Origin of the sequence: Clostridium sp., assembly GCF_017888565.1 — a bacterium.
GTDB lineage: Bacteria > Bacillota > Clostridia > Clostridiales > Clostridiaceae > Clostridium.
On the sequence record NZ_JAGHFX010000025.1, the window covers coordinates 52,789 to 66,309 of the forward strand.

Annotated in this window: 14 protein-coding genes and 1 riboswitch; all 14 genes read left to right on the top strand. The window is 26.8% G+C overall.

Annotation, left to right across the window (positions count from 1 at the left end):
* The first annotated feature begins 335 nt into the window (after window positions 1-335).
* The 14 genes from J7M87_RS04610 (at window position 336) to J7M87_RS04675 (ending at window position 13,178) form a co-directional block, all read left to right on the top strand.
* Window positions 336-1,469: a glycosyltransferase gene (locus tag J7M87_RS04610; protein WP_291649137.1), complete on the top strand. Its 1,134-nt coding sequence runs from the start codon at window positions 336-338 to the stop codon at window positions 1,467-1,469.
* Window positions 1,420-2,091, top strand: a complete 672-nt coding sequence (locus tag J7M87_RS04615) for a polysaccharide deacetylase family protein (RefSeq protein ID WP_291649139.1) — start codon at window positions 1,420-1,422, stop codon at window positions 2,089-2,091. The genes J7M87_RS04610 and J7M87_RS04615 overlap by 50 nt, the downstream gene beginning before the upstream one ends.
* Complete coding sequence (locus J7M87_RS04620) at window positions 2,084-3,133, top strand: lysylphosphatidylglycerol synthase transmembrane domain-containing protein (protein ID WP_291649141.1); 1,050 nt, start codon at window positions 2,084-2,086, stop codon at window positions 3,131-3,133. Before J7M87_RS04615 ends, J7M87_RS04620 begins: the two co-directional genes overlap by 8 nt.
* Window positions 3,134-3,504: 371 nt before the next feature.
* On the top strand, window positions 3,505-4,365 hold the full coding sequence (locus tag J7M87_RS04625) for a metallophosphoesterase (protein ID WP_291649143.1): 861 nt from the start codon (window positions 3,505-3,507) through the stop codon (window positions 4,363-4,365).
* A gap of 71 nt (window positions 4,366-4,436) precedes the next feature.
* Window positions 4,437-5,171, top strand: coding sequence for a TatD family hydrolase (locus J7M87_RS04630; RefSeq protein ID WP_291649145.1), 735 nt, complete (start codon window positions 4,437-4,439; stop codon window positions 5,169-5,171).
* A 230-nt stretch (window positions 5,172-5,401) separates the two neighbouring features.
* Window positions 5,402-5,509: riboswitch (TPP riboswitch) on the top strand.
* A gap of 120 nt (window positions 5,510-5,629) precedes the next feature.
* Window positions 5,630-5,920: a thiamine-binding protein gene (locus tag J7M87_RS04635; RefSeq protein ID WP_291649147.1), complete on the top strand. Its 291-nt coding sequence runs from the start codon at window positions 5,630-5,632 to the stop codon at window positions 5,918-5,920.
* Window positions 5,892-6,668, top strand: a complete 777-nt coding sequence (locus tag J7M87_RS04640; RefSeq protein WP_291649149.1) for an ABC transporter permease — start codon at window positions 5,892-5,894, stop codon at window positions 6,666-6,668. The genes J7M87_RS04635 and J7M87_RS04640 overlap by 29 nt, the downstream gene beginning before the upstream one ends.
* Window positions 6,669-6,702: 34 nt before the next feature.
* Entirely contained in the window at window positions 6,703-7,710 is a 1,008-nt protein-coding gene (locus tag J7M87_RS04645) for an ABC transporter substrate-binding protein (protein WP_291649151.1), read from the top strand.
* Window positions 7,691-8,413, top strand: a complete 723-nt coding sequence (locus tag J7M87_RS04650; protein ID WP_291649154.1) for an ABC transporter ATP-binding protein — start codon at window positions 7,691-7,693, stop codon at window positions 8,411-8,413. The genes J7M87_RS04645 and J7M87_RS04650 overlap by 20 nt, the downstream gene beginning before the upstream one ends.
* A gap of 414 nt (window positions 8,414-8,827) precedes the next feature.
* Entirely contained in the window at window positions 8,828-9,025 is a 198-nt protein-coding gene (locus J7M87_RS04655; RefSeq protein ID WP_291649156.1) for a hypothetical protein, read from the top strand.
* A 433-nt stretch (window positions 9,026-9,458) separates the two neighbouring features.
* Complete coding sequence (locus J7M87_RS04660) at window positions 9,459-10,436, top strand: diaminopimelate dehydrogenase (protein WP_291649168.1); 978 nt, start codon at window positions 9,459-9,461, stop codon at window positions 10,434-10,436.
* Between the two features lie 177 nt (window positions 10,437-10,613).
* Window positions 10,614-11,117 carry a 5'-nucleotidase C-terminal domain-containing protein gene (locus tag J7M87_RS04665; protein WP_291649158.1) on the top strand — a complete coding sequence of 168 codons (504 nt, stop codon included), beginning with the start codon at window positions 10,614-10,616 and terminating at the stop codon, window positions 11,115-11,117.
* Window positions 11,118-11,865: 748 nt separating this feature from the next.
* The gene (locus tag J7M87_RS04670; protein WP_291649160.1) at window positions 11,866-12,531 is read left to right on the top strand and encodes a deoxynucleoside kinase; all 666 of its coding nucleotides are present in this window, start codon (window positions 11,866-11,868) and stop codon (window positions 12,529-12,531) included.
* Between the two features lie 383 nt (window positions 12,532-12,914).
* Window positions 12,915-13,178 (top strand): hypothetical protein, encoded by a 264-nt coding sequence (locus J7M87_RS04675; RefSeq protein WP_291649162.1) that lies wholly within the window; start codon window positions 12,915-12,917, stop codon window positions 13,176-13,178.
* Window positions 13,179-13,521 lie beyond the last annotated feature (343 nt).

A 13,521-nucleotide genomic window follows, 5' to 3' on the forward strand; every position in this document is an offset into this window, starting at 1 on the left:
GGTGAAAAAGTCTATTGAGAAGAAACTTCTTAGCATGTACATTAAAGTTAATCTATGGGAAAGTGTATTCAAGCATATCTAAACAATAATTATAGAAGCATAAATAGGAATTAAGAGATATTTTATCTATATTAAAGTTGATGACTTTAATAGAATTATTCTCAGTTACTGGATTTCCTTAAAGTTTTTCTATCTATATTAATTATATCAAATGAATTTTTAGGAAATCTTAAGACTTTATAAAGTTGAAATTAATAATTGAATGTTATCATTTAAGTAAGTTTTAATTATAGTTATTGTACATTCAGCATAAACAAAAGAAAGGAAAGAATTACATGAAAATATTAATTTTAACTAGCCATTTTGGAATGGGGCATTATTGTGCTGCAGAGGCTATTAAGGAAGAACTACTTGAATCTAATACTGATGATATTATTGAAATTGTAGATATTGTAAAGGTATTGTTTCCTATTATGCATAAATTAGTTTATAGATTTTTTACTCTTTTTATCTGTAGATTTTCATGTGTATACAATTTTATAAATAATTTTGCTATGAAACATGAAAAAACTTGTTTAAAGAGACGAAATTTAAATAAAATAAATTCTTTAATCGAAAAATATAATCCAGATTTAATAATATCTACGTGGTCTGCATGTTCTCGATTTATTTCAACCTATAAGCAGGAATATGAAGATGATATTCAACTATATACATATATTACTGATATTACAGTTCATGATGGATGGATTTCTAATGGGACTAATATGTATTTTGTAGCAGCGAGAAGCACAATGGAACTCCTTTTATCAAAAGGAGTTACTGCTGAGAAAATTATTATAAATGGAATACCTGTAAGGAAGTGCTTTAAAAAGAAAGTGGAAGTACAATTTATTGATAATAAAAAGAAAATCCTAATAATGGGAGGAGGACTTGGGTTAATAAGAAACCTTGATAATATATTAGATCAATTATATGAATCAAGAGGGGTTCATATTACAATTATAACTGGTAAAAATAAAAAACTATTAAAAAAGATTAAAAAAGATTACCCTAAAATAGATGTAGTTGGTTATACAGATCAAGTATATAAATATATGGAAAGGTCAGATTTACTAATCACTAAGCCAGGAGGAATTTCAACTTTTGAAGCTATTTATACTACCACACCTTTATATATTATTAAACCATTTTTATCTCAAGAGGTTGGAAATGCTGAATTTATTGAAAAAATGATTATAGGAAAAATTGCTTGGGGAAATAACTCCAATATATCTGAAGACATTATATCTTTAATAAGTAATGAGAGGCTTTTGGGAGAAATGAAATATAATATGCAACTTTTGAAGAATGAAGTTTCTGAATCTAAACTGAAGAAAGTTTACGAAAGGAATGTGAGAAAAGATGTGGATAATTGTAATGATATTATATTTAATAGTATATGGAATAATTCCTACATTGTTTTATAGAATATGGAATAGAAAACAGAAAAAGAATAGAAGAGAAAAAGAAATAGAAAATATATATTTGACATTTGATGATGGTGTGGATAATAAATACACTATAGAAGTTCTCAAAGTACTAAAGTCTTACCAAGTTCAAGCAACATTCTTTGTTGTAGCAGAATTTGCTAAAAATAATCCTAAGATTATTAAGTTAATCAAAGAAGATGGACATGCAGTAGGATTACATTCATTAGAACATAAAAATGAAATTTTTCAGGCACCATGGAATATAAGAAAAGATTTTTCAAAAAGTATGGATATATTAAAAGAACTTGATATTGAACCGAAGTTTTTTAGACCTCCTTGGGGGCATTTTAGCTTGGCGGCTATAAATGAAATAAAAAAATTAAATTTAAAGATTGTTCTTTGGAATGTAATTGTAGGAGATTGGAAGGCAAATATAGAAGCAACAACGATAGCAGATAGATTGCTTCGTGAAACAGAAAAAGGAGATATTATCTGTCTTCATGATGGACGAGGGAAAAATGATGCTCCGAAAAGAACTGTTGAAGCATTAAAGATAGTTCTTCCAATTTGGAAATCACTAGGAGTTACTTTTGGAACTTTGGAGGAACTTTATGAGTAAATATAAAAAACTAATAAATTTACTGAAAAATGGTGGATTATTTATAATAATCGTTGTAATAACATTCAAAATGATTTTTTTCAATGCTGACTTTAAAGAGATTATAAAAATAGTTTCAGGTGTAAATTTAGGATATATTGCTATTGGCATAGCTGCTATGTTTCTTATGGTTCTTTGTGAAGCTATAAATATAAGACGTAGTTTAAAAATCTTTAAAGAAAGGACAACACTACTTCAATGTGTACAATATTCATTTACAGGAATTTTTTTCAGTTCTATAACTCCTTCAGCCACTGGAGGTCAGCCAATGCAGCTTTATTATATGCATAAAAAAAGGATAGATATTTCTAATGGTATGCTTGCATTACTGATATGTCTTGCAACATATCAATTTGTTACTGTATCAATGGCTGTTATGGGAGTAATAATAAAATTTGAATTTTTAAAAGGAACTCTTGGAAAGTTTAGTATATTACTATTTTTAGGTATTGGATTAAATGTGCTTTTATTAGTATTAATCTTGGCATCTATTTTTTCAAAAAAGCTTATTTTTAAAGTTGTGAACTCATGTGTTAAAGTTTTACAACACATTAACTATCAAAAATCTATAATATTTAATGAAAAGGCATTAATAGAGATAGAAAAGTATAAAAAAGGTGCAGATTATATTAAAAATGATACATTTTTTATAGTAAAAACTGTTCTTACTACCACAGTACAAATCTTAGCATTGCATAGTATTCCGTTTTGGGTATATAAATCTATTGGAATGTCATCTGTGCCTTTAATTCAATTCATTTTGATTCAGTCTACCTTATATATTACAGGTGCAGCATTACCATTGCCAGGGGCGGTAGGAGTAGGAGAAAAAGGGTTCTTAATATTTTTTAAGACGTTATTTCCAATTCAGATAATAAGTTCTGCTATGCTACTTAGTAGAGGTATCAGCTTTTATTTAATGCTCTTAATTAGTGGTATAGGAGTTATGCTTTTACAGTTAAATTTAAATAAAAATTCAAAAGGTGTAGAAGTGAAATTATAAATAATATACTAAATATAATATATTAGTACTATTTAAAGAGAATAAGGACATTTATTATAATGGAGAGGTATATAAGAATGAAGATATATTAGTTATAGATGCAGCTATTAATATATATTGAGTTATTATGTGATTAAATAATAATAAAAATAAAATTGAATTAAAAAAATAGATGTAAAATACCGTAGTATTAAAATGAATATACGGGATTCTTAATTTTGTAAATCTAAGAAATATTTATATTATGCCAAATAATTTAAGTAATTATGTAATCTAGATTTATATATAACGCCATGATATACTTTAGCTAATTAATAAGTTAAGTAGGATTTAATAGATATTTAACTAAAGACTATAATTATGGAGGGATAATGAGAGGTTTATCTAAAAGGGTGAAGATGTTAATATTATTAGTTTTATTAATTATAGCATTATATGTGTTTGTCATTTGGCAAAATAATAGTATTGCAATTTCTAGTTTTAATTACTCAAGCTATGATGTGCCATCTAATTTTAATAACTTTAGAATTGTACATATTTCTGATTTGCACAATAAAATGTTTGGAAAAGAGCAATCAAAAATATTAGAAAAAATAGAAAAGTTATCACCAGATATTATTGTAGTTACAGGTGATTTGATAGATAGGCGTAGATATAATTTAGATAAAGCAATGGATTTTATTAATGGGGTCATAGAAATTGCTCCAATTTATTATGTTTCAGGAAATCATGAAGCATGGTCAGGAAAATATGATAAAATATCAGAAAGATTGATTGAGGCAGGAGTTAATATCATAGATGATACTAAGTTAGAACTTACAAAAGAAAATAGTACTATATATATTTTAGGGGTATCTGACCCATCTTTTCTTACAACAAATTATATAGATGGAACTGATATAAGTAATATAGAGGGAAATTTAAGTAATTGGTCAAGTATTGAAGGATTTAAGATTTTACTTTCGCATAGACCAGAGTTATTTGATATATATTCTAAAAATAACATGGATTTAGTTTTTTCAGGACATGCTCATGGAGGACAAATTAGAATTCCATTTTTGGGAGGCATTATAGCTCCAAATCAAGGATTTTTCCCTAAATATACTAGTGGAAGTTATAGTAGTGGTAAAACTACAATGTTTGTTAGTAGGGGATTAGGGAATAGTTTATTTCCGGTAAGAGTATTTAATAGACCAGAAATTATATCAGTAACATTAAAAGGAGATAATTAAGAAATTACTAATATAGAATATAAATTAAAAAAGTTAAGTATGTTAGTTAAATTAGGGTTTATGGAGGAAATATGTATATAGATGCACACACACATTTAGATTTTTTTGAAGAAAATATAGAAAAAGCAATTGAAGATATTAATAAGAATGAAATACTAACTTTATCAAATAGCATGGATATAGAAAGTTATATGAAAAATAAAGAGTATAGTAAACAAAGTGAATTTATTAAGCCATGCTTTGGAATTCATCCGTGGAAAGCAGCAGAATATAACGGGAATTTAGAAGATATTATACCTTATATAGAAGAAAGCGAAATAATAGGAGAAATAGGTTTAGATTATGTTTGGGTAGAAGATACAAGCACTTATGAAGCACAAAGAAGAGTTTTTAATTTTATATTAAAAGAGAGCATTAAAAGAAATAAGTTTGTAAGCATTCATACGAAAGGTGCAGAAGAGGAAATTTATAATACCCTTAAAAAGTATAATTACAATAAAGCTATTATACATTGGTATAGTGGGGACATAAGCATTTTAGAGAAATATATTAAACTTGGATGCTATTTTACAATAAGTGTAGATATAGGTTATTCAGATAAAACAAATGAGGTTTTAGATAAAGTACCACTAAACAAATTGCTTATAGAAACTGATGGACCAACAGCATTAGAATGGGTAAATGGAGAGTATGGTTATCCAAGTGTAATAATAGATGTAGCTAAAAAGGTTTCACAGCATAATAAGATAGAGCTTAATGAATTACTAAAGAATATAGAAAAGAATTATTTTAAAATTATTAATTAAGTAATATTATTTTCTATTTTAATATCAATGACAATAATAAAAATAATAGTAGGAATTTTAGGACTTATAAATGTGCTATATGGAGCAAATAAAAGCAATACTTAGAATAATTATATAATAAGTAATAGACTTCTTAAATTTATTAGATAATAGATTTATTTAATTGATAAGGATTATTGATTGACTTGACATTTAGAGTAAATATGCATAAAATGGAATTATAAAAAGTAAATAGAAATCTGGGGGGGCAGTGAACTGTCTGAGATAAAATTGATACTATTTTGACCCATGAACCTGATTTGGATAATGCCAACGTAGGGAGATTATTTGTTATTGAATATAAATATACAAATTGAACTATAGTACAGTATTTCTAATCAGAGATACTGTATTTTTGTTTTATGTACAAGATATAATATTTATTTACTTTATAAATTTATTAAAAGGAGGAAAAGACAATGTCACTTTGTAATGTAAGTCTTCAAGTTATACCAACAGTAAGGGAGGATAGAATTTATCCTGTTGTGGACAAGGTTATTGAATATATTGAATCTACTGGTGTTAAGTACGAAGTAGGGGCTATGGAAACAACAATGGAGGGTGAACTTGAAGAATTATTAGAAATAGTAAAACAAGCTCAAAAAATTTGTACTGAAGAAGGTGCATCAAGAGTAGTATCTATGGTTAAAATAGACTATAAAAAAGAAGGCGTGACGATGGATGAAAAGATTAAGAAGTATAGGAAATAAGATAGCACCTATAGTCTTTATTTTAATTTTATTAATTATATGGGAATTTATAGTGAATGTTGGAGGAATAGAAAAGTATATCTTACCTGCTCCAACTGATGTTATAGAAGTATTAATTAAAGATTTTAAAACTATGATACCACATATTTTAGCAACACTATATGAAGGAATGTTAGGATTTTTAATTGCAATAGCATTGTCTATTATATTAGCAGTGATTATGGATATGGTTCCATTAATAAAAAGAGCTTTATATCCAGTACTTGTTATTTCTCAAACTATACCAACAGTTGCTCTTGCACCATTATTTATAATTTGGTTTGGTTTTGGAGCACTGCCTAAAATAATAGTTGTAGTTATAGTATGCTTTTTCCCTATAGTAATAAGTATAGTTGATGGGCTTGAAGGTGTGGATAAGGATTTAATAAATCATTTTAAATTGATGGGATCATCTAAACTTAATGTATTCTTACATTTAAAGTTACCTTATGGAATGATAAATTTCTTTTCAGGTATGAGAATTGCAGCAACATATAGCATTATGGGAGCTGTAATTGGAGAGTGGCTTGGAGGAGATAAAGGTCTTGGAGTATATATGACAAGAGCAAGAAGTGCATATGCATTAGATAAGATGTTTGCATCAATAGTAATTATAGTAGTTATAAGTATGGGAATATTCCTTTTAGTTTCTTTAATTGAAAAGGTATTTACTCCTTGGAATAATAAAAAACTAAGTATGAAGAAATGAAATTAAGAACAATGAATTTAGAGGTGAAATAGTAATGTTAAAAAAGAAAATTATATCAGTAGTATTAGCATCAGTAACAGCACTAACATTATTTGCTGGATGTAGCAAACAAGAGAAAGGAGTAAAGGGTTCTGAAGGTTTAGAAAAGGTAACTGTAATTTTAGATTGGACACCAAATACTAATCATACAGGATTATATGTTGCACAGGAAAAAGGATATTATAAAGAACTTGGATTAGATGTTGAAATAATACAACCATCAGAGGGGTCATCACTTCAACTTTTAGCTGCTGGTAAGGGAGATTTTGCAGTAAGCTATCAAGAAGATTTAACATATGCAAGGACATCAGATAATCCACTTCCAGTTAAAGCAATAGCAGCAATAATTCAGCATAATACATCAGGTTTTGCGTCTCCAAAAGAAAAGGGTATTGAAACTGTTAAGGACTTTGAAAATAAAGTTTATGGTGGATGGGGAAGTCCATCAGAACAAGCTATATTAAATGCTGTTATGGAGAAAAATGGAGCTGATTTTAGTAAGCTAAAAATTGTAGATGCAGGAACAGAAGATTTCTTTATAGCAACTAAGAATAATTTAGATTTTGAGTGGACATTTGAAGCGTGGACTAATATTGAAGCTAAGTTAAGAGGCTTTGATATAAACTATATACCAGTTAGAGATTTAGATCCAGCTTTAGATTATTACACACCAATTATTGCAGCAACTGAAGATACTGTTAATAACAAAAAAGATTTAGCTAAGAAGTTTATGGAAGCAACGACTAAGGGATATGAAGAAGCTATAGCAAACCCTGAAGAAAGCGCTAAATTATTGGTAAGTAAGGTGCCTGAAATTAGTGAAGAACTTGCAATAGAAAGCCAAAAGTATCTTGCAGATAAATATATGGAAGATACTAAGATTTGGGGAGAAATGAAAGATAGCGTGTGGGACAATTATACAAAATTCTTATATGATAATAAATTAATCAATAAGGAAATGAAAGCAAGTGAGGCTTATACAAATGAGTTCTTATCAAAATAGAATTATGTTAAAAAATATATCTAAATCCTTCGATGAAATGGAGATATTAAGAGATATTAATATAGAAGTTAAGGAAGGAGAACTAGTATCTATTCTAGGTCCATCTGGTAGTGGTAAAAGTACAATATTCAATATTTTAACTAATCTCATAAATAGTGATAGTGGAGAGGTAGAAGTAAATGGTGACTTAAGCTATATGTATCAAAAGGATATGATGGTGCCTTGGAAAAAAGTTATAGATAATATAGGTATTCCGCTTATATTTAAGGGAAATAGTAAAAAGAGTGCAAGGGAAGAAGTGAAAAAACACATAGATGATTTTGGACTTAATGGATTTGAATATAAATACCCATCCCAATTATCTGGTGGAATGAAGCAAAGAGCAAACTTTTTAAAAACTTATCTAACATCTAACGATATAATGCTTTTAGATGAGCCCTTTGGAGCGTTAGATTCTATGACAAGAAGAAAGATGCAAAAGTGGCTTCTAGATTTAACTAAAGAAATGAATTCAACTATATTATTTATAACTCATGATATAGAAGAGGCAATATTACTTTCTAATAGGATATATATAATATCAGAAAAACCTGCAAGTATAAAAGGTGAAATAAAAGTTAATCTACCAAAAGAAAGAAATGAAGATATAGTTACTAGTGATGAATTTGTGGATATAAAAAAAGAAATATTAAAGTTGATGTAAATAAAAAAGATGATTTATCAGGATAATGTTATTAACTTAAGATTTTATAACATTGCTATGATATATCATCTTTTTTTCATTTAAGTTATCAAAATACTAAAAAATCTAAATAATATTTATAATGGAGCTTTAACAATAATAAAGAAAGATGAATGTCCAATACAATATGACTTAAATGAAAAGTTTTATTGTGGAGAGTATCTTTTGACTTATAGGAAAGAAATATGTTAAATAATAAAAACATAACGATGTTAGCAATATTAGGAGTAATATCATTAGGCTTATTAAGTTGATGTGGTAATAAATCACAAGAAGTAAATAGAGAATATATTTAAAGATGGTGAAGTAGTAAAAGTAAAGGGTGAGACATTTGATTACGGGAAAAATTTCGATATTATAAGTGTATCTAATAATATGGCAGTTAAAGTAAGAAATAAAAGGCTAAAAGATATAATGTATTTAGAAAACTATAATTATGAAAATTACAATGTAATAAATGAAAAAGGGTTTAAGATTAAAGTGAAAAATAAAGAAGAGTTAGAGCTGTATTTTGAGGAATATAATTCATTAATTTCATTGAATCATAAGGTTAAAGATTTTTATAATAAATAGTTAGATTTTTCTTCATTTAGAAATATAAAATATATAGAAGAATAAATATTTGGAAAAACAAAGCAAGATCTATAAATACTACAATTAGAAAGTTAAATATTTAAGTGATAATCGGTATATATTATTAATTGTCAAGCTAAATGTTACACTTAGCTTGACAATTTTATTATATTAGGAGAAGTTAATATATTAGCAGAAATTAAAATTAAGATTACATAAGATAACTACATATATAAACTTTTAATTATATAGAAATAGTATGATTTCGTAAGGTACATAAAAGAAATTTATTTTGCAAATATCCATAAATTATTAAATGCTAAGAATATTATATGGAAAAAGATATATTATATGGTAATATTATTATAAAGATAAATTAAAAATCTATAAAAAGGTAAAAAGGGGGGACTTGGCTTTAGAGTCAAGGAATTATATGAGCAATAAGATTAGAATAGGTATTGTAGGTTACGGAAATATTGGTAAAGGTGTAGAATTAGCTTTAGCACAAAATCCAGATTTTCAATTAGAGGCTATTTTTACAAGAAGAAATCCAAAAAAATTATTGGCTACTTCAAAGATAGTACATATTTCAGAGATTAAAAGTTATAAAGGAAAAATAGATATTATGATTCTTTGTGGGGGTTCTGCTACTGATTTACCAGATCAAACACCAGAGATAGCAAAAATGTTTAATACAGTAGATAGTTTTGATACTCATGCAAAGATTCCAGAATATTTTAATGTGTTAGATGATGTAACTAAAAATGCTGGGACTATTTCACTTATATCAGCTGGTTGGGATCCAGGTCTATTTTCATTAAATCGTCTTCTAGGGCAGGTGGTACTTAAAAATGGAAAAGATTATACTTTTTGGGGGGAAGGTGTAAGTCAAGGACATTCAGATGCTATTAGAAGAGTTGAAGGTGTTAAGGATGGCGTTCAATATACTGTTCCCATTAAAAGTGCTATTGAAATGATTCGTACAGGAAAGAATACAGATTTTTCAGCTAGAGAAAAACATGAGAGAGTTTGCTATGTCGTACCAGAAGATGATGCGGATTTAGATTATATTAAACATGAAATTATAAATATGCCTAATTATTTCTCGGATTATAATACAACAGTAAATTTTATAACCGAAGAAGAAATGAATAAAAATCATAAGGGTATGCCTCATGGGGGATTTGTTATTCGTACAGGCGTTACAGGAGATGGCACAAAACAGAGAATGGAGTTTAGTTTAAAACTTGATAGTAATCCAGAGTTTACTTCTTGTGTTCTATTATCTTATGCAAGAGCTGTGTATAGATTACATAAAGAGGGTCAAACAGGAGCACGTACAGTACTAGATATACCATTTAGTTATTTATCTCCAAAATCAGGAGAAGAGTTAAGAAAAGAATTGTTATAAAAGTATAATTAATATAGAATTTCTTTAATAAGAAATTAATACAAGAATTAATGAAAAGTTAATAGTATTAGTCCCAACATTTTTAGTAGTAATTTTAACTAAAAATGTTGGGACTGTAGTAGTTGGCTATATCAATGTTAGTAATAAAGTTAATATATTTAGAAGGGATATAGTGTTGTGAGATTTAAGATATTACATACTAAGGATGTTCATAGTAGGTTTGAAAACTTTGCTAGGCTTACTACTAAGATAAAAGAGTTAAAAGATGAAAATACTTTGATTTTGGATGCAGGAGATTATCATGATTTTAAAGATGTAATGCTTCAAGGTACAGGTGAAAAAGCTGGAGCAGAGTTGATAATTGAAATATGTCCATCACCATTAAACCCAATTTATATGGAAATCCAAGGTAAGTATATACGAGAGGCTTTAGAGCAATCATTAGATTCAGAGATTTGTTACAAAGATGGCACAGGATCAGGGTTTAGAGGAAGATTTTTAGGAAGACTTCATATTTCAGGTGCTATAATTGAACATGATGGCAATCAAATCAATAGAATAATTGTAAATGGGAAGGAACTTGATGAAGAAAAATATTATAGAGTTGATACTTCAGACTATTTACAAAGAGGTACTGGTTACAAAACTTTGGCTAATAATATAAATGTAAGATATATGTAGAATATCTTAGAATAGTACTTAGAGATTATCTATCTATATATAATTTTTTGGACAAGTCTTATATTGATATATGTATTAAAATATAAAGTAGTGCTATAAAGAATAATTTTATCATAAAAGGAGATTATTAATCTAAATATATAAAATTAGCTATGTCAGCCAGTTGCCAAAGAGTGCATTAATTTCCCATTTATTAAAAATGTGATGAAGCCAAATTGTATTATATAAGTGTTGAATAATAATTAATAAGAATATTAAAAAACTTTCTATATTATAGGGAGTTTTTTTTGAATTTTTTATATCATTGTTTAATCATTTTTTCTATATTGAACTTATTTCGTGTTTATTTAGGCTTTAAGAATTTTCCTTTCCAACGAAGAATTTCTTTAATATACCAGTATGTAGATAGTTATAGATACTGATAAATGAAAATTATTTATCTGCTAGATTAATTACAATATTGTCTTAAATTTATTTTGGAGATCATTAGCTATTTAATTTTTCTTGAATATATTCAATTAAATGAACCATAGCTTGATTTTAATATGACGTACATATCCAATTAAAACTTATTGATAATTCAAATAAATATGAATATATAGATTTTAAGAATAGTATAACTACTATATACGGTATTTTATTAAAAGAATTAATACCATATATGGTATTAAAATAAAAGTCAAGACTTGAAAGTAAATTTTTAATTATGTAATATAGAAAAAGACAAAAAGTAAAGGATAGGTGAAGCATGTTGATAGTTGTTGGTGGAATGATAGGCCTTGGGAAAAGTTCTGTAGCGGAAATTTTGGGGGAGCACTTTAAATCGGATGTATTTTATGAAAGTGTAGATGATAACCCTATTTTACCTTTGTTTTATAGTGAAAGTGAAGAAGAAATCCAAAAGAAGAGATATCCATTTTTATTGCAACTTTACTTCTTAAACACTAGATTTAAAAGTATAAAAGAAGCATTAGTACATAATAATAACGTTTTAGATAGATCAATTTATGAAGATTGGTACTTTGCTAAGAAAAATATGGAGCTTGGCAGAATTAATGAGTTAGAAATGAAAATATATGAAGATCTTCTACATAACATGCTAGAAGAATTAGAAGAGCTTCCTAAGAAGGCTCCAGATGTAATGGTATATTTAAAAGGTTCTTTTGAAACAGTTTTAAATAGAATAGCATTAAGAGGAAGAGAGTTTGAAATTGATGACAGCTTAAAAGAGTATTACCATTTCTTATGGAAAGATTATGATGCATGGGTAGAAAATTGTTACAATGCATCAGAAGTTTTAATAATAGATATGGATAATATGGATGTAGTAAATAATGAAGCTGACAAAGAAAAGCTTATAGAGTTAGTAGAAGAAAAACTTAGAGAAGTGAGAGTAACTGAAGAAATAGCATAGTATTTAGTTTTAGAAAGATAGAGCAAATAAATTGAATTGCTCTATTTTTTTGTGTTAATATTCTAATGCTTATAAAGCACACCATTACTAAATACATATTTTGTTATAAAAATTTAAGGAATAAGAGAGTATTTTTGTAAGTTTTTAATTGTAAGATATTAATATCAAAATCGAATAAAATAAAATTCCAATGGAGGATTATTTTGAAAGATAATATAAAAGAAAGTTTAGAAATAAAGGTAAAAAAGTGTCCATACTTATTCTAGGGGGATTGAATATAATTATTTGTTCAAGTTTAAATTTTAATGAATTTTTAGTGTGAGGGCAATAAAGTTAAAAATATAATAGTATCAATAGTATATATATTAATTTGGGGTGTAATTGTGTTATTAGCAAATTGGTTAAAAAGTAAAAAGTTATTAAAAGCATTTTTAGGATTTTGGATTATTGATTCAATATTGATAGTATTAATGATAATTATATCAAAGCTAGATATTTATCTTCCATTAATTATACCATTTATATTAATTTGCTTTGGTCCAATGTATGGATTAGATCTATTAGATAAATTTACTGGTGTCATAAGAACTATAATTTCTATTTTGAACTGTACATTTATTTATTATTTAATAAATAAAAAAATATGAAGTAAAGAAGTTGAAAGAATATCTAATTAGTTGGATATACAGACAAGATATATTTTTATATGTATTTAGAAAACTATTATAAAAGAGATATTGATTAAATGAGCTTTATCATTGGAAAAATTAAATAAAAATATTAAAATATTCAATTTTATGCATATATAAATAATAGATAAAAGTTTTATAAAAAAGACTTCTAAGTAAGTAGAATCAATAACTTGAAAGGGGCTCACGTTTTGGTCTTACCCCCATTATGTAGACAGTCAATAAAAGGTCGTGTACAATCTACATAATGGGGTGATTTTTTATGTCAATAAAGCACAAAGCTTATAGTGCAGAATTTAAA

Coding starts and splice junctions, on each gene's coding strand:
- J7M87_RS04610 (WP_291649137.1), top strand. CDS start 336: ATGAAAATATTAATTTTAACTAGCCATTTTGGAATGGGGCATTATTGT.
- J7M87_RS04615 (WP_291649139.1), top strand. CDS start 1,420: ATGATATTATATTTAATAGTATATGGAATAATTCCTACATTGTTTTAT.
- J7M87_RS04620 (WP_291649141.1), top strand. CDS start 2,084: ATGAGTAAATATAAAAAACTAATAAATTTACTGAAAAATGGTGGATTA.
- J7M87_RS04625 (WP_291649143.1), top strand. CDS start 3,505: ATGAGAGGTTTATCTAAAAGGGTGAAGATGTTAATATTATTAGTTTTA.
- J7M87_RS04630 (WP_291649145.1), top strand. CDS start 4,437: ATGTATATAGATGCACACACACATTTAGATTTTTTTGAAGAAAATATA.
- J7M87_RS04635 (WP_291649147.1), top strand. CDS start 5,630: ATGTCACTTTGTAATGTAAGTCTTCAAGTTATACCAACAGTAAGGGAG.
- J7M87_RS04640 (WP_291649149.1), top strand. CDS start 5,892: ATGAAAAGATTAAGAAGTATAGGAAATAAGATAGCACCTATAGTCTTT.
- J7M87_RS04645 (WP_291649151.1), top strand. CDS start 6,703: ATGTTAAAAAAGAAAATTATATCAGTAGTATTAGCATCAGTAACAGCA.
- J7M87_RS04650 (WP_291649154.1), top strand. CDS start 7,691: ATGAGTTCTTATCAAAATAGAATTATGTTAAAAAATATATCTAAATCC.
- J7M87_RS04655 (WP_291649156.1), top strand. CDS start 8,828: ATGGCAGTTAAAGTAAGAAATAAAAGGCTAAAAGATATAATGTATTTA.
- J7M87_RS04660 (WP_291649168.1), top strand. CDS start 9,459: ATGAGCAATAAGATTAGAATAGGTATTGTAGGTTACGGAAATATTGGT.
- J7M87_RS04670 (WP_291649160.1), top strand. CDS start 11,866: ATGTTGATAGTTGTTGGTGGAATGATAGGCCTTGGGAAAAGTTCTGTA.